21 protein-coding genes and 1 riboswitch are annotated in these 20,807 nt (G+C 68.2%); of the genes, 4 read left to right on the top strand and 17 right to left on the bottom strand.

Going from position 1 to position 20,807, the window contains the following annotated elements; translation table 11 throughout:
- The first annotated feature begins 51 nt into the window (after positions 1 to 51).
- Positions 52 to 477 carry an organic hydroperoxide resistance protein gene (locus tag FSZ13_RS14800; protein ID WP_145481001.1) on the top strand — a complete coding sequence of 142 codons (426 nt, stop codon included), beginning with the start codon at positions 52 to 54 and terminating at the stop codon, positions 475 to 477.
- Positions 478 to 644: 167 nt separating this feature from the next.
- Here the strand turns inward: FSZ13_RS14800 and mmsB are convergent, their stop codons facing one another.
- The 5 genes from mmsB to FSZ13_RS14775 are packed head-to-tail and all read right to left on the bottom strand — an operon-like array spanning position 645 to position 6,198.
- On the bottom strand, positions 645 to 1,535 hold the full coding sequence (gene mmsB, locus FSZ13_RS14795) for a 3-hydroxyisobutyrate dehydrogenase (protein ID WP_145480998.1): 891 nt from the start codon (positions 1,533 to 1,535) through the stop codon (positions 645 to 647).
- A complete protein-coding gene (locus FSZ13_RS14790; RefSeq protein WP_145480996.1) occupies positions 1,532 to 2,707 on the bottom strand; it encodes an enoyl-CoA hydratase/isomerase family protein in 1,176 nt (391 codons plus the stop codon). The genes mmsB and FSZ13_RS14790 overlap by 4 nt, the downstream gene beginning before the upstream one ends.
- Entirely contained in the window at positions 2,704 to 3,504 is an 801-nt protein-coding gene (locus FSZ13_RS14785; protein WP_145480994.1) for an enoyl-CoA hydratase, read from the bottom strand. The genes FSZ13_RS14790 and FSZ13_RS14785 overlap by 4 nt, the downstream gene beginning before the upstream one ends.
- The gene (locus tag FSZ13_RS14780) at positions 3,501 to 4,667 is read right to left on the bottom strand and encodes an acyl-CoA dehydrogenase family protein (RefSeq protein ID WP_145480992.1); all 1,167 of its coding nucleotides are present in this window, start codon (positions 4,665 to 4,667) and stop codon (positions 3,501 to 3,503) included. The genes FSZ13_RS14785 and FSZ13_RS14780 overlap by 4 nt, the downstream gene beginning before the upstream one ends.
- A gap of 25 nt (positions 4,668 to 4,692) precedes the next feature.
- Entirely contained in the window at positions 4,693 to 6,198 is a 1,506-nt protein-coding gene (locus tag FSZ13_RS14775) for a CoA-acylating methylmalonate-semialdehyde dehydrogenase (protein ID WP_145480990.1), read from the bottom strand.
- Between the two features lie 113 nt (positions 6,199 to 6,311).
- Here FSZ13_RS14775 and FSZ13_RS14770 point away from each other — a divergent pair, with 113 nt between their 5' ends.
- The gene (locus FSZ13_RS14770) at positions 6,312 to 7,682 is read left to right on the top strand and encodes a helix-turn-helix domain-containing protein (protein WP_145480988.1); all 1,371 of its coding nucleotides are present in this window, start codon (positions 6,312 to 6,314) and stop codon (positions 7,680 to 7,682) included.
- A 321-nt stretch (positions 7,683 to 8,003) separates the two neighbouring features.
- On the opposite strand, the gene FSZ13_RS14765 is transcribed toward FSZ13_RS14770, so the two are convergent.
- The 12 genes from FSZ13_RS14765 to FSZ13_RS14710 form a co-directional block, all read right to left on the bottom strand.
- Positions 8,004 to 9,887 carry a patatin-like phospholipase family protein gene (locus FSZ13_RS14765; RefSeq protein ID WP_145480986.1) on the bottom strand — a complete coding sequence of 628 codons (1,884 nt, stop codon included), beginning with the start codon at positions 9,885 to 9,887 and terminating at the stop codon, positions 8,004 to 8,006.
- 77 nt (positions 9,888 to 9,964) lie between these two features.
- Entirely contained in the window at positions 9,965 to 10,507 is a 543-nt protein-coding gene (locus FSZ13_RS14760) for a lipocalin family protein (RefSeq protein WP_145480984.1), read from the bottom strand.
- A 20-nt stretch (positions 10,508 to 10,527) separates the two neighbouring features.
- Positions 10,528 to 11,601: an SAM-dependent methyltransferase gene (locus tag FSZ13_RS14755; protein ID WP_145480982.1), complete on the bottom strand. Its 1,074-nt coding sequence runs from the start codon at positions 11,599 to 11,601 to the stop codon at positions 10,528 to 10,530.
- Positions 11,598 to 12,392 carry a DUF1295 domain-containing protein gene (locus FSZ13_RS14750; RefSeq protein WP_145480980.1) on the bottom strand — a complete coding sequence of 265 codons (795 nt, stop codon included), beginning with the start codon at positions 12,390 to 12,392 and terminating at the stop codon, positions 11,598 to 11,600. Before FSZ13_RS14750 ends, FSZ13_RS14755 begins: the two co-directional genes overlap by 4 nt.
- Positions 12,389 to 12,943, bottom strand: a complete 555-nt coding sequence (locus FSZ13_RS14745; RefSeq protein WP_145480978.1) for a DUF2878 family protein — start codon at positions 12,941 to 12,943, stop codon at positions 12,389 to 12,391. The genes FSZ13_RS14750 and FSZ13_RS14745 overlap by 4 nt, the downstream gene beginning before the upstream one ends.
- A 1-nt stretch (position 12,944) precedes the next feature.
- The gene (locus tag FSZ13_RS14740) at positions 12,945 to 14,201 is read right to left on the bottom strand and encodes an SAM-dependent methyltransferase (RefSeq protein ID WP_145480976.1); all 1,257 of its coding nucleotides are present in this window, start codon (positions 14,199 to 14,201) and stop codon (positions 12,945 to 12,947) included.
- Positions 14,198 to 14,965: a DUF1365 domain-containing protein gene (locus tag FSZ13_RS14735; RefSeq protein ID WP_145480974.1), complete on the bottom strand. Its 768-nt coding sequence runs from the start codon at positions 14,963 to 14,965 to the stop codon at positions 14,198 to 14,200. Before FSZ13_RS14735 ends, FSZ13_RS14740 begins: the two co-directional genes overlap by 4 nt.
- Entirely contained in the window at positions 14,962 to 16,242 is a 1,281-nt protein-coding gene (locus tag FSZ13_RS14730; RefSeq protein ID WP_145480960.1) for an NAD(P)/FAD-dependent oxidoreductase, read from the bottom strand. The genes FSZ13_RS14735 and FSZ13_RS14730 overlap by 4 nt, the downstream gene beginning before the upstream one ends.
- 1 nt (position 16,243) lies before the next feature.
- Positions 16,244 to 17,203, bottom strand: coding sequence for an acyl-CoA desaturase (locus FSZ13_RS14725; protein ID WP_145480958.1), 960 nt, complete (start codon positions 17,201 to 17,203; stop codon positions 16,244 to 16,246).
- Positions 17,204 to 17,298: 95 nt separating this feature from the next.
- Positions 17,299 to 18,075, bottom strand: coding sequence for an anti-sigma factor (locus FSZ13_RS14720; RefSeq protein ID WP_145480956.1), 777 nt, complete (start codon positions 18,073 to 18,075; stop codon positions 17,299 to 17,301).
- Positions 18,072 to 18,641, bottom strand: a complete 570-nt coding sequence (locus FSZ13_RS14715) for a sigma-70 family RNA polymerase sigma factor (RefSeq protein ID WP_145480954.1) — start codon at positions 18,639 to 18,641, stop codon at positions 18,072 to 18,074. The genes FSZ13_RS14720 and FSZ13_RS14715 overlap by 4 nt, the downstream gene beginning before the upstream one ends.
- 70 nt (positions 18,642 to 18,711) lie before the next feature.
- Entirely contained in the window at positions 18,712 to 19,491 is a 780-nt protein-coding gene (locus FSZ13_RS14710) for a hypothetical protein (protein ID WP_145480952.1), read from the bottom strand.
- 269 nt (positions 19,492 to 19,760) lie between these two features.
- Between FSZ13_RS14710 and FSZ13_RS14705 the strand changes: the two genes are divergently transcribed.
- Positions 19,761 to 19,997, top strand: a complete 237-nt coding sequence (locus tag FSZ13_RS14705) for a type II toxin-antitoxin system RelE/ParE family toxin (RefSeq protein ID WP_145480950.1) — start codon at positions 19,761 to 19,763, stop codon at positions 19,995 to 19,997.
- Positions 19,998 to 20,038: 41 nt separating this feature from the next.
- Entirely contained in the window at positions 20,039 to 20,350 is a 312-nt protein-coding gene (locus FSZ13_RS14700) for a HigA family addiction module antitoxin (RefSeq protein ID WP_343183777.1), read from the top strand.
- Between the two features lie 40 nt (positions 20,351 to 20,390).
- Positions 20,391 to 20,622, top strand: a riboswitch (cobalamin riboswitch).
- Positions 20,623 to 20,807 lie beyond the last annotated feature (185 nt).

Genomic DNA, 20,807 nt, shown 5'->3' with positions numbered 1-20,807 from the left:
ACAGTACACCTCACCAACCGGTCCATTCCTTACACAGCCAGGAGCATTCCCATGTCGATTGAAAAGGTTCTTTACACCGCACACGCCACCGCCACCGGCGGCCGCGAAGGCCGCGCCACCTCGTCGGACAACGTGCTGGACGTGCAGCTGTCCACCCCGCGCGAGCTGGGCGGCGCCGGCGGCCCGGGTACGAACCCGGAGCAGCTTTTCGCGGCGGGCTATTCGGCCTGCTTCCTGGGCGCGCTGAAGTACGTGGCCGGCCAGGCCAAGGTTGCGCTGCCGGCCGACACCAGCATCACCGGCAACGTGGGCATCGGCCAGATCCCGACCGGCTTCGGCATTGAAGTGGAGCTGCAGATCAGCGTGCCGGGCCTGCCGCGTGAGCAGGTGGAGGAGCTGGTGCAGAAGGCGCATGTGGTGTGCCCGTATTCCAACGCGACCCGCGGCAATATCGATGTGACGTTGACCATCGTTTGATGGGAGAGCGTGCCGACCAACGGTCGGCACCTACCGTGGTCGAGACGTCGGTAGGTCACGACCGTTGGTCGTGACGAAAAAAATGGGCGGATGCCGGTCGCGTTGACCGTGCATCCGCCCATCCCACCGCGGTGGATCCCGTTTCCGGGATGCATTCGTTGTCCCGGTTATTTTTCCGGGGTTACCAGCTGCACTACGCTGGAGAAGTCGAGCTTGCCGCGGCCGGCCTGGTGGTTCATCGAGTACAGGTTGCGGGCCAGTTCGCCCAGCGGGATCGAGGCGCCCACGCTCATGGCCGCTTCCACGGCCAGGCCCATGTCCTTGAGCATGAGGTCGCTGCCGAAGCCGCCGCTGTAGCCGCGCGAGGCGGGGGCATTTTCCAGCACGCCCGGCCACGGGTTGCACACTTCGGTGGCCCAGCTGCGGCCGGTGCTGACCGCCATCATCTGCGACAACACCTTCGGGTCCAGGCCGTGGGCCACGCCCAGGGCGATGGATTCGCCGGTCACCGCCATGATCACGCCCAGCGCCATGTTGTTGCACAGCTTGGCGACCTGGCCGGCACCGCTGGCACCGACGTGGAAGATGTTCTTGCCCATCGCCTGCAGCAGCGGGCGCGCACGCTCGAGTGCGTCGGCTTCGCCGCCGACGATGAAGGTCAGGGTGCCGGCAGCAGCGCCGGCGGTGCCGCCGGAGACCGGTGCGTCCAGCATCTGCAGTCCGCGTGCGGCAGCGGCTTCGGATACTTTGCGTGCGGTGGCGGGCGCTATGGTGCTGCAGTCGATGACCAGCGCGCCACCAGGAATGTCGGCCAGCAGGCCGTCGTCGCCCAGGTACACGCTTTCGACGTGACGGCTGGCCGGCAGCATCGAGACGACCACTTCGGCGTCGGTAAGGGTGTCCAGCGCCGAACTGGCGGCGGCGGCGCCGGCGTCGACGGCGGCCTGCACGGCGGCGGGCACCAGGTCGAACACGCGCACGGCGTGGCCCGCTTTGGCCAGGTTGGCGGCCATCGGGCCACCCATGTTGCCCAACCCGATGAATGCAATACGGCTCATGCAAGGCTCCTCTCAGGAACGGTGGCGCCGAGGTCGGCCAGCGGATGCGTGGCGGCGTTCCAGGGCGAAACGAAAAAGGTCTGCGCCCACTGCGGGGTCGCTTCGGCCAGCGTGGCCGGCTGCCAGCGCGGGCTGCGGTCCTTGTCGATCAACAATGCGCGGATCCCTTCGGCGAAATCGCCGTGGGCGGCGCTGTGCAGGGCGGCGATGTATTCGAGGCGGTAGACGTCGGCCAGCGACGCACCGGCGGCACGCTGCTGCAGTTCCCAGGCCAGCCGTGCCGAACCCGGTGCGCCGGCGGCCAGCGTCGCCTGCGCGGTCTGCAGCCAGGCATCGTCGGTCTGCAGCGCGCTGATCGCATCGACCACGGCGGTCACGTCGTCGCCTTCGCACAGCGCGTCCACCGTGGCGGCGTTGCGCAGCAGCGGGCCGGTGGCCGCGTCGCTGGCGTGCTCCTGCAGCAGGGCGCTGAGTTGTTCGTGGTTGCGCTTGGCGTCGTCGCTCCAATGTACCTGCGCCAGCGCATTGAACACGTCGGCACGCTGGGCCTCGGCAACGTGGATGTCGGCCAGGCCGGCGTAGATGGCATCGCCCGCGTTGAGCGGTGCGCCGGTGAGCGCCAGGAACAGGCCGCCCTTGCCCGGGACGCGCGGCAGCAGCCAGCTGCCACCGACATCCGGGAACAGGCCGACGGTGATTTCGGGGAACGCCAGTTTCGAGCGCTCGCTGACCACGCGATGGCTCGCGCCGGACATCAGGCCGATGCCACCGCCCATGACGATGCCGTGGCCCCAGCACAGGATCGGCTTGGCATAGGTATGGATGAGGTAATCGACGCGGTATTCCACGTCGAAGAACTCGGCGGCATAGGCGTTGTCGCGCACGTCGGTGGCGCCGGCGTCGCGGTAGGCGCGCATGCTCTGGTACAGGCTGTGCAGGTCGCCGCCGGCGCAGAATGCCTTTTCGCCAGCGCCCTGCAACACCACCAGCGCGATGCCGTCATCGGTCGCCCAGGCGGTCAGGCGCTCGTGCAGCAGGTGCGCCATGGGCAGCGAGAACCCGTTGAGGGTGCGCGGCGCGTTCAGCGTGGCGATGCCGATGCGCTTGCCATTGGCGGCGGGCTGTTCTTCGAACAGCACCGGCGCCTCAACGTTGGCCTCGGTGGTGCTCATGCGTTCTTCCACTGCGGTGCGCGCTTTTCCAGGAAGGCGTTGACCCCCTCGGCCTGGTCGGCGCGGTCGAACAGGTCGACGAAGGCTTCGCGCTCAGCGACCAGCGCCGAGGCGTGGCTGATGCCACTGCGGGTGGCCTGGACCAGGGTCTTGCAGGCCGCCACGCTTGACGGGCTCTGCTTGCCCGCCTTGTTCGCCCACTCGATCGCCAGCGCCCTGGATTCGCCCTTGCCGACTTTTTCTTCGGCCAGGCCAATCCGCACGGCGGTATCGGCGTCGATGCGCTCGCCCAGCAGGATCAGGCGCTTGGCCCAGCCCTCACCGACCAGGCGCGGCAGGTTCTGGGTGCCGCCGGCGCACGGCAGCAGGCCGACGGTGGCCTCCGGCAGCGCGACCTGGGCGTGTTCTTCGATGATGCGCAGGTCGCAGGCCAGGGCGCATTCCAGCCCGCCGCCCATCGCATAGCCGTTGATCGCGGCGATGGACACGCCACGGAAACCGGACAGCGCTTCGAAGGCTTCGCCGAAGCGGCGCGCGGCCTCACGGGCCAGTGCCTTGTCGCCGGAGGCGAACTGCTTGAGGTCGGCGCCGGCGGAGAAGAACTTCTCGCCGCCACCGGTGATCACCAGTGCGTAGATGCTGCTGTCGGCATTGAGCGCGCCGACCAGGTCGCGCAGCGCGGACAGGCTGTACACGGTCCAGGTATGGGCCGGCGGGTTGTCCAGGGTCACCACGGCGGTGTGGCCGTCGGCCTCGACCTTCAGGCCCACGTGTTCCTGTTTGCGCCAATCCATCATCGCAGTTCCTCTTCGGTGTTGAGCAGGTGGCGGGCCACGATCACACGCATGATCTCGTTGGTGCCCTCCAGGATCTGGTGCACGCGGCTGTCGCGCAGCAGGCGTTCGATCGGGTATTCGCGGATGTAGCCGTAGCCGCCGTGGATCTGCAGGGCATCGTTGCAGACCTGGAAGCCGGCGTCAGTGGCGAAGCGCTTGGCCATCGCGCACCACACGTTGGTATCGCTTGCACCGGCGTCGAGCTTGCGCGCGGCGGTGTGCACCATCTGGCGTGCCGCCACCAGCTGGGTGGCCATGTCGGCCAGCTTGAACTGCAGTGCCTGGAAATCAGCCAGCGGCTTGCCGAACTGGCGGCGCTCGCCCATATAGCGGCGCGCGGCGTCCAGCGCACCCTGCGCGGCACCCAGCGAGCAGGCGGCGATATTGATGCGGCCGCCGTCCAGGCCCTTCATCGCCAGCTTGAAACCGCTGCCCTCTTCGCCCAGCAGGTTGGCCACCGGCACGCGCACGTTTTCGAAGGTGATGCCGCGGGTGGGCTGGCTGTTCCAGCCCATCTTCTCTTCCTTGCGCCCATAGCTGATACCGGCCAGGTCGGCCGGCACCGCGATGGCGCTGATGCCGCTGGCACCCGGACCCCCGGTGCGCGCCATCACCACCAGCAGTTCGGTGGCACCGGCGCCGGAAATGAAGGCCTTGGAGCCATTCAGCACGTAATGGTCGCCATCGCGCACGGCGGTGGTCTTGAGCGACGCCGCATCCGAACCGGCACCCGGTTCGGTGAGGCAGTACGAGGCCAGCTTGGTGCCCGAGGACAACGCCTGGCCCCAGTCGGCGCGCAGCGCTTCGGTGCCCCAGCTGGAGACCATCCACGAGGCCATGTTGTGGATGCTGACATAGGCCGCGGTGGACGGGTCCACGTTGGCGAGCTCCTCGATGACGACGGCGGCGTCCAGACGGCTCAGGCCGCTGCCACCGACTTCAGGATCCATGTACAGGCCACAGAACCCAAGTTCCCCTGCCTTGGCGATCGCCTCGCGCGGAAAGATGCCCTCCGCATCCCATCGCGCGGCGTGCGGCGCCAGTTCTGCCTGGGCGAAGTCACGCGCGGCCTCTCTATAGGCCTGCTGCGCTTCGTCGAGTTCCGTCGTCATCGAGTTGCTCATAAACACTCCGTGCCCTTGCAGGCGCTTACTTCAGGCTGATCGTGGTGTTGACGCCGTGACCCAGGGTCTCGTCGTCGAACCAGCGCGCGGTGATGGTCTTGGTCTGGGTGTAGAACATGACCACCTGCTTGCCATACGGACCCAGGTCGCCCAGCTTGGAGGCGCGCGAACCGGTGAACGAGAACAGCGGCACCGGCACCGGGATCGGCACGTTGATGCCGACCTGGCCGACGTCGATTTCTTCCTGGAAGCGACGGGCCGCGGCGCCGGACTGGGTGAACAGCGCGGTGCCGTTGCCGTTGGGGTTGCTGTTGATCAGGTCGATGGCGTCGTCCAGCGTTTCCGCTTCCAGGATCACCAGCACCGGCCCGAAGATTTCTTCGTCGTACACGCGCATGCCCGGCTTGACGCCGTCGAAGATGGTCGGGCCAACGAAGTTGCCCTTCTCGAAACCGTCCACCTGCGGGTTGCGGCCGTCGAGCACCAGCTTGGCGCCCTGTTCCACGCCGGAGGCGATCAGGCTTTCCACGCGCTCGCGGGCGGCGCAGGAAATGACCGGGCCGACGTCGGTACCGGCCACGCTGCCGGCGCTGACCTTGAGGGTCCTGGCCTTGGCGACCAGGTCCGGCACCCACTCGCGCGCTTCACCGACCAGCACCAGGGTGGAGGCGGCCATGCAGCGCTGGCCGGCCGCGCCGAAGGCGGCACCGACCATGGCGTTGAGGCTCTGTTCCTTGTTGGCGTCCGGCAGCACCACGGCGTGGTTCTTGGCGCCCATCATGCACTGCACGCGCTTGCCGGCCAGCGAGGCGCGGTTATACACGTGGGTGCCGACGCGGGTGGAACCCACGAACGACACGGCCTTGATGTCCGGGTGGTCGCAGATCGCATTGACCACTTCCTCGCCGCCGTGCACGACGTTCAGCACGCCCTTCGGAATGCCCGCTTCCAGCGCCAGTTCGACCAGGCGCATGGTGACCATCGGGTCCTGTTCGGACGGCTTGAGGATGAAGGTGTTGCCGGTGGCGATAGCCATCGGGAACATCCACAGCGGGATCATCGCCGGGAAGTTGAACGGGGTGATGCCGGCGCACACGCCGAGCGGCTGCAGCAGGGTGTAGGTGTCCACGCCGTTGGCGACGTTGTTGGCCAGTTCGCCCAGCTGCAGGTTGCCGATGGCGGCAGCGTGCTCGACCACTTCCAGGCCGCGGAACACGTCGCCTTCGGCGTCGGGCACGGTCTTGCCCTGCTCGGCGCTGAGGATGTGCGCCAGCTCGCTCATATGCTCGCGGATGAGCTGCTGGTACTTCAGGAAGATGCGCGCGCGGGTGCCGATGGGGGTCTTGCGCCAGGTCTTGAAGGCTTCCTTGGCCGAGGCCACGGCCGCGTCCACTTCGCCCACGGTGGCGAACGGCACCTGGGCCAGGACGTCCTGGGTGGCCGGGTTGACCACGTTCTGCCAGTGCGAGCTGGCCGATTCGACGAACTGGCCATCGATCAACATGCGGATACGGGGCGCTGCAACAGTCATGGCAATACCGGCGGGGTGCGAAAGGTGATTGGCATTATTCACAGGCCGGCCCTCGATTTCCGGGCTGTCTGCGCTTAATCTGGCCAACGCCCGCTACGATTCTTGTTAATTCTGTGAATAGCCAGCCTCCCCAACGCCAGATCGGCCTACGGCTCCTCCGCCTGCGCGAGCAGCGCGGCTACAGCCAGGCCGAGCTCGCCCGGGCGCTCGGACTGTCGGCCAGCTACCTGAACCAGATCGAGCGCAACAAGCGCCCGCTGACCCCGGCGGTGCAGTCCAGGCTGCGCGAGGTGTTGGGCGACGTTTCCGGCCTGTTCGATGTAGATGAGCCCGGGGCGCTGCAGGAAGCGTTGGGCGAGACGCTGCGCGACCTGGGCCTGGATGAGGTGAGCAGCACCGAGCTGCGGGCGATGGCGGGCAACCTGCCGCAGATCAGCCGGGCCCTGCTCGACCTGCACCGCCGCCACCTGCTGCTGCGCGAACACGCCGCCGCGCTGGAGTTCCAGCTGGGCGACCCGCAGGCCGGGCAGGCGCTTCCGGCCGGCGACCAGGTACGTGACTTTTTCAACCGCATGCACAACCACATTCCGGAGCTGGACGACCTGGCCGAGCAGCTGTTCGGCGAATGGGGACTGGTGGCCGGGCACGTGGCGCCGCGCCTGCGCCAGCTGCTGGCCGACCGCCACGGGGTGCTGGTGGAAGTGGCACCGCTGCAGGCCGGGCGCGAGAAACGCGTGTACGACGGCGGCAGCCGCACGTTGTGGCTGCCCGATTACCTGGAACCGGGCCAGCAGGCGTTCCAGATGGCCGCCGAGCTGGCGCTGCTGGGCTATGCGGCGCAGATCGATGCAGTGATCGCGCGCGCCGGTTTCCGCGAGCCGGAGCAGATCGCGCAGGCGCGCATCGGCATGTCGAATTACTTCGCTGGCGCGCTGGTGATGCCGTATGCGCAGTTCCTGCGCGCGGCCGAGCACAACGCCTACGACATCGATGCGCTGGCGCATCGCTTCGGGGTGGGTTTTGAAGCGGTGTGCCACCGGCTGAGCACGTTGGCGCGGCGCAGTGCGCCGGGGCTGCCGTTCTTCTTCATCCGCGTGGACCGCGCCGGCAATGTGTCCAAGCGCCACTCGGCCACTGATTTCCACTTTTCGCAGGTGGGCGGTTCGTGTCCGCTGTGGATCGTGTACGAGGCCTTCAACCAGCCGGGGCGGGTGCTGACCCAGACCGCGCGCATGCCCGACGGGCGCCGCCACTTCTGGCTGGCACGGCAGGTGAGCAGCGGCCCGATCGGCCACGGCCAGCCGCGCAAGACCTTCGCGGTGGCACTGGGCTGCGACCTGCAGCACGCCGAGCGGCTGATCTATTCGCGAGGATTGGATATCCAGAGCCCGGGCAATTCGGTATCGATCGGCCCGGGCTGCCGGGTATGCCCGCGCGAGGATTGCATGCAGCGCGCGTTCGCGCAGCTGCCCGGGCGCGCGTAGGGGCTGGCGTGCGTGGGCGGTGAGAGCGTACCGACCAACGGTCGGTACCTACCGGGGGTGGCGGAAGTTACGGTTGTTCACGCATACCGGTAGCGCACGACCGTTGGTCGTGCGGCGGTGAGAGCGTACCGACCAACGGTCGGTACCTACCGGGGGTGGCGGAAGTTACGGTTGTTCACGCATACCGGTAGCGCACGACCGTTGGTCGTGCGGCGGTGAGAGTGTACCGACCAACGGTCGGTACCTACCGGGGGTTGCGGAAGTTACGGTTGTTCACGCACACCGGTAGCGCACGACCGTTGGTCGTGCGGCCGTGAGCGGTCAATAGCTGGGGGTCACCTTCATCTGTGGCAACGGGCGCGGGGCGCCGTCGGTGAGGTCGGGGCCGAGGTCTTCCCAGGTCTGGCCCTGTTCGACCATCAACCGCCACAGCTGCTGCGATTCGCGGCGCTTTTCTTCCGAGCCGAACCGGTACGACGGCGGCGGTGGCGCGCCATGCGCGACCGATGCATAGGCCTCCTGCCAGGCGTCGACGCGCTGCGCTGGGTCGTCGGTGCGCGCCACCTCCAACGTGTAGCGCTGGTACGCCGACGCGAGATTCCGCCAGCGGATCCAGTAATGGTTGGCGAACGAGAAATCACAGAAGCGCTCGCCGGCCACGCTGCCCTTGGCGGCGATGCGGCTGAGCACCGCCTGCGGCATGTCCAGGTTCATGCCGCCTTCGTCGCCCTGCAGGGTGACGTGCACGATGCGGTCGCGGTAACCGGGCGCGCGTGCCTGCAGCACGTCGCGCCAGTTCTGCATGGTCGACACGATGGAAAACAGGAACCCGGACATCTCCGCCGCCGCCAGCGGCCGCGCGATGGACTGATAGCTGCGTTGCCAGCCATGGCGGTTTTCGGTGGGCAGGAACACCGCGGCGTTGATGGCGCCGGGTGAGTCGGGCGCGGCACGCAGCGGTTCGGCGGTGTGCGGGTAGACCAGGTTGATGCCGAAGGTCGGCCAGCGCGGCAGCGCGGCGTCGAACAGGTGGATGGGGAAGTTGCTGCTGATGCCGCCGTCGGAGAACCAGCACACGCGGAACGCGGTGATCGCCGAGCCGCTGCCGTGGCCACCACTGGTGAGGCCTTCGGTGCTGTCGGCCACGTTGCGGTCGCCGTGCTCGGGCGCGGGATCGGCCATCGGTTCGCAGCGGCGCTCGCGCCGCGCCGGCTCATGCAGCGGCACCGCGCTGATCAGCAGCGGAAAGCTCAGGCTCATGCGCGTGGCCACCAGCACCGGCAGCTGCTCGCCTTCGGGCAGCCGGTAGTAGTCCACGCCGTCGACCTGCTGCGGCGCGCCGGCGTGGGCCAGCAGCCAGGCCACCACGCTCGCCGGGAACAACTGCGCGAACTCTTCGCGACGGAACCAGAAGTGCGATGCACCGAATGGCAGCGTGCGCGGCTCGGTGTGCGAAACGCAGGTGGTGATCATCTGCAGGCTGATCGCATGCTCCCCTGCCGGCTCGCCGCTGTAGCGCGGGGCGTTATGCAGGTCGGCGAAGGTCAGCGGCTGGTCCAGCGGCTTGCCCGCCAACGCCTGCAGCTGCGTGTGCAGCCAGTCGGTCAGCGCGGGATGGTCCGCGCCGCCCTGGGTGGACCCGGAGCACAGCCCCAGCAGGTTGCGCCGCGCCACGCGCGCCACGCGCAGCGCCGCGGCCAGCACGCCGGCCCCGTATGCGCACAGCAGCGACGGCAGCAACGTCGCCCACATGCCCTCCACCCCCGCCGCCAGCCAGCCGATGCCGAGCAGCACCACCAGCGCGGCCAGCAGTTCCAGCGGGGCGATGGCGAACACGGCCGCCGCCAGGCACAGGAGCTTGCGCGGCAGGCCGGCCTTGCCGGCCAGCATCACCAGCAGCCGGTAGGCAGTGCGCGCGCCGTATGCCGGCTGGAACAGGCTGTAGATGAAACCGCGCCGCGACAGCTGGGTGGAGACGTCGGCCAACCCGGCAAAACCGGCCTGTGGCCCCATCGGTTCGCCGACCCGGCAGCGCCGATCGCCCAGTGCGGCAGCGGCAGCCACGGCGGCGGCGATGGCCCCGGCCGAGGTGCCACCGATGTTCTTGAAGCGGTATTCCCGGGCCAGCGACAGCACCGCGTTGGGGTACACGATGCCGCTGGTGATGCCGCCCTTCATGACCAGATCGCAGTACTTGTCCGCCATTGCGCCGCCCTCCTCCGCCTTGGGCACCAGTATCGCCCAAGGCCTTCTCAGGGCCTGAGAACCCCGCCGCAGTTACGTCATCGACGGTTGCCGGCGGCCGACTGCGGCACCCGGCGCACCTGCGACAGGTCGTAGCCCAGCGCGGCGATCCGGGTCATGGCCTTCTGGTAGTCCTGCTCGGAGATCTGCGGGGTGCGCGCCATCAGCCACATGTAATCGCGCTTGCTGCGGCCGACGATGGTCTGCTGGTAGTCGTCGTCCAGGTAGACGATCACGTACTCGGCCTTGATCGGCCAGACGAACTGCATGCCCCACTCCGCGCCGTGGGTGCCTTCCTTGACCGTGCCGATCGGGTGCATGGTCTTGATCGGTGCCTCGAAGCTGCCCTTGCGGTAGCGGAAGGTGGTCTGGATACGGCCATCGGGACGCAGTGCGTAGGACTCCACCGCGTCGAACGCCTCACGCTCGGGCCGGCTGGGGATATGCGCGATCACGTACCAGTCGCCCATGAAGCGCGGCACGTCTACGTGGGCCACCGGCGGAATGGGGCGGGTGCTGCTGCTGCAGCCGCCGAGCAGCATGCCGGCGGCGAGCAGGGGAAGCAGGTGTCGTAGCGTCATGGCGATATCCTCGGCGTGGGTCAGGGACGTTCGAACAGGTAGTGGGCCACCATCCACTGCTGGCCCTGCTGGTAACCGAACAGTTCGGCGCAGGCCATCCAGAACATGCGCCAGCGCTGGAACCACAGCGCCGCGGCGGCGTCGCCGTAGCCGGCGCGCAGCACCGCCATCACCGCGTCGCGGTTCTGGTCCTGGCGGGCCAGCCAGTGGTTGGCGGTGCGCTCGTAGTGGGTGCCGTCCAGCAGCCAGCGCTGCTGCAGGTGCAGGTGCTGCTGGAAGTGCAGCAGGGTGTCGGCGGCCGGCATCAGCCCACCGGTGAAGAAGTGCCGCCCCATCCAGTTGTCCTCGCCCTCGGCTTCGAACGGGTACATCAGGGTGCGGTGCACGAAGATATGCACGAACAGCTTGCCGTCCGGGCGCAGCCACTGGTGGATGCGCTGCAGCAGCCGCGCATAATTGCGCACGTGTTCGAACATCTCCACCGAGACACAGCGATCGAAGCTGCCCGGGTCCAGCACAAGCTGGTTCACGTCGCGGGTCAGCACGGTCACGTTGCTCAATCCACGTGCGCGGCACTGCGCCAGGATGTGCTCGCGCTGGCTGTTGGAATTGGACACGGCGGTGATGCGCGCGGCGGGATAGCGCTCGGCCATCCACAACGTCAGCGATCCCCAGCCACAGCCCAGTTCGAGGATGTCCTGGCCGTCGGCGAGCTGCGCGCGTTCGCCGTACAGCGCCAGCATCGCCTCTTCGGCCTGGTCCAGGGTTTCGTTGCCGGTGGGGTAATAGCAGCTGCTGTACTTCAGGCGGGCGCCGAGGCAATCCTGGAAGAAGGCGGCGGGCACTTCGTAATGCTGGCGGTTGGCCGCGTCCACATGCAGGGCCAGCGGACTGCGCGACAGGCCGATGATGCGCTCGGCGAAACGTTGCGACTGCGCTTCGCCACTGCCTGCGCTTTCCTCGCGCAGGCGGGCTTCGCACTGGCGGCGGATACCCAGCCGCAGCAGCGCATCGGGCAGCAGGCCGCGTTCGGCCAGGCCGGTCAACCCGGGAGCGTAGTCCGGCAGGGGCAGCGATTCTCGGGCGACGTTCACGGTGAAGACTCCTTGCGTGGCGAGGTGGTACGGGAGGGGAACCACGGGAACAGCATCGGCGTGCTGCGCTGGTAGTCGCGGTAGTCATCGCCACGGGTGCGCAACGCCTGTGCCTCGGTGAAGGGAATGCCGCTCACCCAGCGCAGGAACACGTACATCACCACCGGGCCGGACCAGGCCAGCCACCACAGCGGCGACTGCACGGCCAGCAGCACGTAGGTGAACCAGTGCAGCCATTCGAAGAAGTAGTTGGGATGGCGCGAGTAGCGCCACAGTCCATCGCGGCAGGTCCTGCCCTTGTTGGACGGGTTGGCGCGGAACCGGGCCAGCTGGCGGTCGGCGAGCGCCTCACCGCCGACACTGAGCAACCACATCGCCACCGCGGCGATGATCCAGCCCACGGGCAGTTCCGCGCTCTGCGACACCGCCACGAACGGCAGTGCGAACAAGACGATCAGCAGCGCCTGGAACTGGAAGAAGCCGAAGATCTTGCCTTGGTGCCCGTTCCAGTGCCGACGCAGGTGCTGGTAGCGGCCATCTTCGTCTTCGCTGCGCACGCGCTTCCACAGGTGCAGCGCCAGCCGCGAACCCCACAGCCCACCAAGCACGGCCAATGCGATGCGCGGCGCGGTTGCACCATCGCCCAGCCACGCCAGCAGCAGCGCCGAGGCGCCCACGCCCTTGGCCCAGAGCACATCCACCACGCCGATGTTCTGGTGCCGGCGCTGCCACCACCAGCCCCAGCACATGATCAATGCCGCATACAGCCATACCCACAGAAGATGGATCATGCATGTGCTCCCTTGGTGGTTGCTGCGGCGTTGCCGGCAGCGTGCTGCCAGTGCTGTGCGCAGGCGGCCAGCACCGGCAGTGCAACGGCCCAACCCGCGGCCAGCATCGCCACGCCCTGCCAGGCCGGCGCGGCGAAGGCCACCGACGACCAGCCGCGCGCCGCGGAGAGATAGGCCAGCGGCGCCAGCAGCCCGACCAGCGCCGCCAGCCACAGACGGTGCTGCAGCGCCTTGAGCGACACCGTGAGCGTCATCGCGAACGCAGCCCACAGCGCCAGGATCCACACCGGCGCCATCCACGGGCTTGGCCCCGCCGCGGCGTACACCACCCGGCCGGAGCCGCCAGCCACGCCGTCCACGACCACGCCGCACAGCAGCGCCACGCCCAACAGCTTCAGGTCGACCGCAGGCCGCGCCGCCCACGCCAGCTGGCTGAGCACGTACACGGTGGCAGCCAGCACGGCCGGCCAGCGCAGTCCATGCCCGGCGCCGATCACCGCGCACAGCCAGACCCCCTGGTTGCCGATCACATTGGCCCAGAAATGGCCCACGTCAGTGGGTTCCCTCGATCGGCGCCGGCCGGTAGCCGGGCCGCGCCAGCAGCAGCTGCGACACGCCGATGGAGCGCTCCAGGAAACCGCCCTCGCAGTAGGCCAGGTAGAACTCCCACAGGCGGATGAACCGCTCGTCGAAGCCCTGTGCGCGTACCGCCGTCAGCTGCGACAGGAAGCGGCGGCGCCATGCGCGCAGCGTGAGCGCGTAGGACTGACCGAAGTCATGCTGGCCGATCAGCTGCAGGTCGCTGCTGCGCGTCTTCGCGCCCAGCATGGCGTGCAGCGAGGGAATGAAACTGCCGGGGAACACGAACCGCTTGATGTAGTCCACGCTGCGCCGCGCCTGCTCGTAGCGCTCGTCTTCGATGGTGATCGCCTGCAGCATGGCCAGCCCGTCCGGCTTGAGCAGGCGGGTCAGCGTGGCGAAGTAGGTGTCCAGGTACTGCGCGCCGATGGCCTCGATCATCTCGATCGAGACCAGTTTGTCGTACTGCCCGTCGAGGTCGCGGTAGTCCTTCAGCAGTACGGTCACCCGGTCCTGCAGTCCCGCCCTGGCCACGCGTTCGGTGGCCAGGGCGTACTGCTCCCTGGAGATGGTGGTGGTGGTGACGTGGCAGCCATGGTGGAGCGCCGCGTACACCGCAAAGCCGCCCCAGCCGGTGCCGATCTCGATCACGCGGTCGCAGGGTTGCAGGCGCAACTGGTCGCAGATGCGCGCCAGCTTGCGCTGCGAGGCCACTTCCAGCGTATCGCCGGGTTCGGCATACAGCGCCGAGGAATACATCAGGTCGCTGGAGAGGAACAGCGAGAAGAACGCATTGCCCAGGTCATAATGCGCGGCGATGTTGCGCCGGCTGCCTTCGCGGGTGTTGCGGCGCAGCCGGTTCCAGCCCTGCAGCAGCCAGCCGCCCAGCCGCGCCGGGCCGCGCTCCATGCCGTCGAGCAGCGCGCGGTTGCGCACCAGCAGCTGCACCAGGGCCACCAGGTTGTCGCAGCGCCACTCGCCGCGGATGTAGGCTTCGCCCGCGCCGACACTGCCCTGCGCGGCGACCGCGCGGTAGAACGCGGGGTGGTCGACCCACACGGTGACCTGCAGTGCTGCATCGGCCTCGCCGAGGGTGACATCGCCCAGTGCGTCGCGCAGTTGCAGGCGGCCACCCTTCAGGGGCGCGAGCTGGGCCAGCAGGCGCCGGCGCAGGAAGGCTTCCAGCGCGCTCGGCTGCGGCAGGGCCAGCGGTCGGGTCATGTCGTTCATGGTTGCTTTCCGGCAATCGAAGGGTGGTCGTGGACAGGGGTGCGTTTCAGCCACAGGCGCAGCGCCTGCCAGTGGATGGCCACCACCACCTGCAGCGTCATCAAGGGATAGCGCAGCAGCACGGCGGCCAGGCCGCGGCCGTCGAGCGGGTGGCGCTGCAGGGCCAGGTCGGCGTCGAACTGGCGCTGGCCGTCGCGCCACACCTGCATGTGCACGCGCAGGTCGTCGCCGGGCGCGGTGAAACGCCAGTGGTAGTGGCAGTCCATGGGCATGAACGGCGAAACGTGGAAGCGCTTGTCGAAGCTCCAGCCGAGCGCGCGGCCGTGTGCATCCGCTTCCGTCACCGGCAGCACGTAAGCATGGCGCTCTTTCCACGGGGTATTGGTGATCTCGGCCACGATGCAGTCCAGCGTGGTGCCGTCGGCCGCGTAGCAGTAGTAGAAGCTCACCGGATTGAACACATGCCCGGCGTAGCGCAGGTGGGTCAGCAGGCGGATCGGGCCGGACGGTGCGCGTCCCATTGCCTCGGTGATGCGTGCCCGCACCGCACCGGCCAGGGGCTGGTCCGGGTCGCCCAGGTAATCGCTGCGGCGGAACTCGGCCAGGTTGCGGCGGCCCACCGACCACAGCCAGCGGCGTTCGAACAGCGTGTCCAGCTCATCCAGGTCCAGCAGCAGCTGCGCGACCGGGTAGGTAAAGGCATGGGCCTGCGGTGCATGGCGGCGGTGCTGCATGCGGCCCCGGTAGATCGCACTGGCGGTCATGCCGACACCCCCTGCGACAGCGGCCAGTAGGCTTCGGCGTCCAGCGACTGCAGCGCGTCCACCACCCGCCGTGCACTGCGGATGCCGTCCTCGTGGAAGCCCCAGCCCCAGTAGGCACCGGCAAACCAGGTGCGGCGCCTGCCCTGCACTTCGGTCCAGCGGGCCTGCGCGCGGACCATGTCGTGGTCGTGCACCGGGTGCGCATAGTGCAGCGTGCGCAGCACCTTCGCCGGGTCGATGGCCTCGGTGCGGTTGAGCGTGACCACCAGCGGCGTGGGCGTGTCGATGCCCTGCAGCAGGTTCATGCAGTAGCTGACCGAGCACGGTGCCATCGGATCGCGCGGCACGTGCGCGTTCCACGCGGCCCATGCCTTGCGGTTGCGCGGCAGCAGGCGGGCGTCGGTGTGCAGCACCACTTCGTTGGGCTGGTAGCCGATCGCGCCGAGCACGCTGCGTTCGCAGGCGTCCGCGTCGGACAGCAACGCCAGCGCCTGGTCACTGTGGCAGGCCAGTACCAGCTGGTCGAAGCCTTCCAGGCCTTCGGCGGTGAGCACGCGCACACCGTGCTCATGCCGCTCCACGCCCAGCACGCGGCTTTCCAGCCGCTCGCGCACCCGCCATCGCCGACGCAGTGCGTCCACGTAGCGCGCCGAGCCGCCGCTCACCACCCGCCACTCCGGCCGCCCACTGACTTGGAGCATCTGGTGGTTGGCCATGAACTGCACCAGGTACCGTGCCGGGAAGTGGGCCAGGCTGGCGATGGGTGCGGACCACAGGGCCGACGCCATCGGCAGCAGGTGCTCCTGGATGAAGGCGCCGCCGTAGCGGCCTGCGTCGAGGAATTCGCCCAGCGAGGGCCCTTCGTCGGCGCTGTGCAGCAACGCCGGCGCCTCGCGGTAGAAGCGGCGCAGGTCGCGCAGCATGCCCCAGAAGCGCGGCGAGACCAGGTTTCGGCGCTGGCAGAACAGGGTGTCCAGCGAGGTGGCGTTGTACTCCACGCCGCTGCGCTCGCTGTGCACCGAAAAGCTCATGGTGGTGGGCTGAGATGCGACGTCCAGATCGTCGAACAGCGCGGTCAGCAACGGGTAGTGGGTCGGGTTGAACACGATGAAGCCGGTGTCCACCGCGTGCACCTGGCCGTCCACCTCGACCTGGTGGGTGTGGGTGTGGCCGCCCAGATAATCGTTGGCTTCGAACAGGGTGACCTCATGGCGCTGGCTCAGCCACCAGGCGCTGGCCAATCCAGCGATGCCCGATCCGATCACGGCGATGCGCATGTCAGTGCTCCGCCTTGGCCAGCACCCAGGCCGGCACCGGTTTGAGGTCGCGCACCAGGCCCAGCGCGGCCATCGCGCGCAGCCCGTACCAGGTGAGGTCCACTTCCCACCAGTAGAAGCCTTGGCGCGCGGTGCCCGGGAAGAAGTGGTGGTTGTTGTGCCAGCCCTCGCCGAAGGTGAGCAGGGCCAGCCACAGGTTGTTGCGGCTGTCATCGCCGGTGGCGAACCGGCGTGTGCCGAAGCGGTGGGCCAGCGAGTTGATGGTCACCGTGGCGTGGAACAGCACCACCGTGGAGATGAAGAAGCCCCACACCAGCATCTGCCCGCCGCTGGTGCCCAGCCCGGGCGCCACCCGTTCCAGCAGCGCGCCCAGCCCGAACAACGCAGCGGCCAGGGCGATCGGCACCAGGGTGTCGAAGCGGTCCAGCCAGCGCAGTTCCGGGTACTTCACCAGGTCGGGAATGCGCGCCCAGTCGGTGCGGAAGCCTTCGGTAGTGAGGAACCAGCCCATGTGGCTCCACCAGAAGCCGTGCACCGTGGGCGAATGCGGGTCCGCGGCGGTTTCGGTGTGGCGGTGGTGGTTGCGGTGGTGTGCGGCCCACCACAGCGGACCGCGCTGCACGCTGGCCGCGCCGATCACCGCGAACAGGAACTGCACCGCGCGCGAGGTGCGGAAGGTGCGGTGCGCGAAGTAGCGATGGTAGAAGGCGGTGATGGCGAACATCCGCAGCGCGTACAGCGCCAGCGCCACGCCCACCGCCACCCACGACACCCCCACCCAGATCACCGCCAGGCAGGCCAGGTGCATGGCCACGAAGGGGATCGCACGCAGCCAGTCCACGCGGTTCCCATCGCTGCCCGCCACCGGCGCGGACGCACCGGTGTCGAACCAGCGCACCACGGTGGCCCAAGGGCCGCGCGGGGCGCGACCGGGGTGATCGGGGGTGGAACGGGACCGCATGTCGCGCTTCTCCTGGGTGGTTCATCAGGAGATACGCAGGTCCGTGGCGTTTGGATGCACCCCTTCCGAAAAAAAGTTTCCGGAAGGGGTGTCGATTACAGGTTGGCGATGTCGCCCTTGGCAATGACCGGACCGGTCGGGATGCCCTGCGGCGCACCGCTGGCCGGTTCCAGCGTGATCGCCAGCACCGAGCCGTTCACGAGGACATCACGCAACGCGTCCGGCACGGCCACGGTATGCGCGCGGTTGATCGACACCAGGCCGAGCGAACGCGGCGCGCCACCGGCCGGAATCAGCCACAGCTCCGGTGCGCGACCGGCCGAGTCGGCCGGTGCCGGCACCGGCACCATCAGTACCTTGCCCTGCGCCTTGTCCACCGACGCCAGCCAGCCGGGCGTGCCGTCGTCGTGCAGCAGCGGCGTGACCGGCTTGGTGGCCTGTTCCGGCTCGGCCGGGGTCGGCGTCGGCGTCGGCGTCACCGCGACCGGTGTGGTCGGTGCGGTCGGCGGCAGCACCTGGCGGTTGAACACCGCCACCAGCGCAATGGCGGCGGCCAGGGCGGTCATGCCCTGCCAGAACCCGGTGCGCTGCCACAGCTTCGGCGCGGCCGACACCGCCGGCCAGCCCAGCTCGCTGCGGATACGCGGCCACAGGTGCGCCGGCACCGCTTCACTGCCCAGTTCCTCCAGCAGCGGCGCAAGCCGGACCTGCCACTGCTCGACCAGCCGGGCGAAGCCGGGATCGGTGGCGATGCGCTGTTCAATCTGGCGCCGCTCGGCGGCGTCGTGCACGCCCAGCACGTATTCGCCGGCGAGGATGTCGGCACTGGGCGGCTGCCCGTCTTCGATGTCGTGAAGGTCGCGGATGTTCATCGTTCCAGGCACACCCGTAGTTGGCCCAGCCCGCGGCGGATCCAGCTCTTCACCGACCCCAGCGGCGAACCGATGCGGCGGGCCAGTTCTTCATAACTGGCGCCGTGCAGGAACGCGCTGCGGATCAGCGAGCGGCGACGCGGCTCCAGGGTATCCAGGCATGTGTCCAGGCGCGCGCGGTCGGAGGCGTGCTCGGCCACCTGCCCCGGTTGCGGCGCGAAATCGGGAATCTCCTCGGCCACCGACAGGTCGTCCAGCGCCCGCGGCGGCGCGGCCCGCAGCCGGTCGATCGCGCGGTTGCGCGCCATCATCGACAGCCAGGTCATGGCCGACGCCCGCGTGGCATCGAACTGGGTCGCTTTGCGCCAGACCGTGGTGAAGACATCCTGCAGGACCTCTTCGGCATCGCCACGATCGCGCAGGGTGTGCAGGCAGATCGCGAACAGCCGGCCCGAGGCGAGCTGGTAAACGGACTCGAACGCCTGGCGGTCGCCCCCGGCCACCTGGACCAGGAGCCGGTCAAGGCGTGCTGACGCGGCGGTATCTGAAGCATCCAGCTCGGGCATCGCAGGCTCAACGTCGGCAGGGAGCGAACCTGCATGGTCGTTGCTCTGGCGATTGGCTGCAAGAGGGTCATCAGCTGTCGCATGTCTTCACCAAGGCCTGCTCCCGCGCCGTGGCAAGCTCTGCCGCCGGGGCGGCGACCGGGGCCGTAGGAAATTCAACGCGCACCTGCGGGTAGCGCCCGCCCCGGTCACGCACATTGCCGGTGCCGCGGAACTCCAACAGGCGCTGGTCGTTGCTGGCGTAGACCAGCGTCACCGCCGGCACCGCGAAGCCGAACCAGGCATCCAGTTTCATCTGCAGCTGCTGTGCCGGCTGGCCTTTCCAGGTGAGCGCGCCAGTGCGCTGCAGCTTCAACGGCACCAGCCTCTGGCGACTGGGCAGCAGGAACTGGAACGCTACCGGCTGCCCTTCGAGCAGGTCTGACCAATGCCGCCGCACGGCCGCATCGAAGCCGGCATCAACCACCGCGCCCGCGGGCACCTCCAAGGCGCGGCTGACCGGCTTGGCGTCCGAAGTGGCACGCACATACACCGTGCGCGCCGCACCATTACCACGCACGCCTTCCTGGTAGCCGTCGCGGCCGTCCTCCAGCGCGAAATCCGGCGTCTGCGGGCTGCCCTGCGGCGTCATCCACTTGCGCGCGAAGGGGCGACCGTCCGGGCAGCGGTACAGCACCAAGCGTGACAACGCCTCGGGCGGGCCCTGCAGCCAGTGCGTCTCGCGATAGAGCAACGCGCCACCATCCGCAGCGAACGCGCGCCCTTCCTGCCGCTGCACGGCCTGGGCAGGCGCCAGCAACGGGAACAGCAGCAGAAGCAGTACAGCGGAGCTGAGAGGGAGGCGGCGCATGCCGGTTTCCATGGGAGGTTGCTGGAGAGAGATACGCGGCAAGTGGGCGCTCGGATGCAGGCGCTCGCTTTGTTTTAGATGCAGCCTCTCGAAAAGCGGATTTCATTACGCAATTTTGATGTCGTGACACGGGTTGCGTTTACGCGGCCAGATGTTGCGCAGCATGTGAGGCCACACGCCCGCATGCATACAGAGCATCTTGCGGAGCTTTTTAATACCGCTTGACGGTACTATCGGATAGCGGTAGCATTCTTCCTCAAGAGAGCTTCATGGCCATCGTCTCGTTCCGCTGCGTTGCTACCAGCGGCCTGTTTGTGGGTAAGCGGATCAGGCACTTCCAGGCCGTTCAGCGTGTCGCGATGCGAAAGCTGGTCATGCTCGATGCCGTCACCCGGCTTGAAGACCTCAAGGTGCCGCCTGCCAATCGTCTCGAGCGACTGCACGGCGACCGAGCTGGGCAATGCAGCATCCGCATCAACGACCAGTACCGGATCTGCTTCATCTGAACGGACGTTGGTCCGGCGGATGTTGAGATCTGCGATTACCACTGAGGACTGCCGCCATGCGTTCCATCCCCTACCCGCATCCTGGTGAGATCCTTCAGGAAGAGTTCCTGGCCCCGTTCGGCCTGACCCAGTATCGGCTCGCCAAGTCGATCGACGTGAAACAGACTCGGATCAGCGAGATCATCGCCGGGCGCCGGGGCATCACGGCCGACACGGCACTGCGGCTCGCTCGGTTCTTCGGTACCAGCGAGGGCTTTTGGATGAACCTGCAGATGTCGTACGACGCAGACAAGGCGCGCGAGGAGTTGGCCGACGTGCTGGCTCGCATCGAACCGTATCAGCCCGCCGCCTGATCCAGGACCTGCCTCCCCTTGACCGCCGCCCCGACTCGGCCTACCTTGTGCTTGCCGAAGGTATCCATCTCTTCATGCCGATGAAGGGATGGGTTTAAACGGGAATCCGGTGAAGGGGCCTTGTGCCCCCATTCCGGAGCTGCCCCGCAGCGGTGAATGGAAACGAATCCTGCCAACAGCACTGGGCGCATGCCTGGGAAGCGGCAGGTACTAGGTGGGCGCCTGCGCCCGTGTCCATCAGCCCGAATACCGGCCCCGGCCGGGGGACACGACCGTCCCCTGATTCGACCTGGAACGTCCGCGGGGAGGTTGCCGGGGCCTGACGCCATGCGCTCTTCGTGGCGCTGCCCCCGTGCGTCCGCCTTGCGGCATCCGGTTCGCCCGCGGGGGCGAAGGTCGCTGGCGGGGCGGCACGGCAGCAATGGCGTGGTGGCCGCGCAGTTCCTTCGTTCCTCAA

This window comes from Stenotrophomonas rhizophila (assembly GCF_007667275.1).
GTDB classification, from domain to species: domain Bacteria; phylum Pseudomonadota; class Gammaproteobacteria; order Xanthomonadales; family Xanthomonadaceae; genus Stenotrophomonas; species Stenotrophomonas maltophilia_AE.
This window is presented reverse-complemented; position numbering and strand designations above follow the sequence as displayed.

Coding starts and splice junctions, on each gene's coding strand:
- FSZ13_RS14800 (WP_145481001.1), top strand. CDS start 52: ATGTCGATTGAAAAGGTTCTTTACACCGCACACGCCACCGCCACCGGC.
- mmsB (WP_145480998.1), bottom strand. CDS start 1,535: ATGAGCCGTATTGCATTCATCGGGTTGGGCAACATGGGTGGCCCGATG.
- FSZ13_RS14790 (WP_145480996.1), bottom strand. CDS start 2,707: ATGAGCACCACCGAGGCCAACGTTGAGGCGCCGGTGCTGTTCGAAGAA.
- FSZ13_RS14785 (WP_145480994.1), bottom strand. CDS start 3,504: ATGATGGATTGGCGCAAACAGGAACACGTGGGCCTGAAGGTCGAGGCC.
- FSZ13_RS14780 (WP_145480992.1), bottom strand. CDS start 4,667: ATGAGCAACTCGATGACGACGGAACTCGACGAAGCGCAGCAGGCCTAT.
- FSZ13_RS14775 (WP_145480990.1), bottom strand. CDS start 6,198: ATGACTGTTGCAGCGCCCCGTATCCGCATGTTGATCGATGGCCAGTTC.
- FSZ13_RS14765 (WP_145480986.1), bottom strand. CDS start 9,887: ATGGCGGACAAGTACTGCGATCTGGTCATGAAGGGCGGCATCACCAGC.
- FSZ13_RS14760 (WP_145480984.1), bottom strand. CDS start 10,507: ATGACGCTACGACACCTGCTTCCCCTGCTCGCCGCCGGCATGCTGCTC.
- FSZ13_RS14750 (WP_145480980.1), bottom strand. CDS start 12,392: ATGATCCATCTTCTGTGGGTATGGCTGTATGCGGCATTGATCATGTGC.
- FSZ13_RS14740 (WP_145480976.1), bottom strand. CDS start 14,201: ATGAACGACATGACCCGACCGCTGGCCCTGCCGCAGCCGAGCGCGCTG.
- FSZ13_RS14735 (WP_145480974.1), bottom strand. CDS start 14,965: ATGACCGCCAGTGCGATCTACCGGGGCCGCATGCAGCACCGCCGCCAT.
- FSZ13_RS14730 (WP_145480960.1), bottom strand. CDS start 16,242: ATGCGCATCGCCGTGATCGGATCGGGCATCGCTGGATTGGCCAGCGCC.
- FSZ13_RS14725 (WP_145480958.1), bottom strand. CDS start 17,203: ATGCGGTCCCGTTCCACCCCCGATCACCCCGGTCGCGCCCCGCGCGGC.
- FSZ13_RS14720 (WP_145480956.1), bottom strand. CDS start 18,075: ATGAACATCCGCGACCTTCACGACATCGAAGACGGGCAGCCGCCCAGT.
- FSZ13_RS14715 (WP_145480954.1), bottom strand. CDS start 18,641: ATGCCCGAGCTGGATGCTTCAGATACCGCCGCGTCAGCACGCCTTGAC.
- FSZ13_RS14710 (WP_145480952.1), bottom strand. CDS start 19,491: ATGCGCCGCCTCCCTCTCAGCTCCGCTGTACTGCTTCTGCTGCTGTTC.
- FSZ13_RS14705 (WP_145480950.1), top strand. CDS start 19,761: ATGGCCATCGTCTCGTTCCGCTGCGTTGCTACCAGCGGCCTGTTTGTG.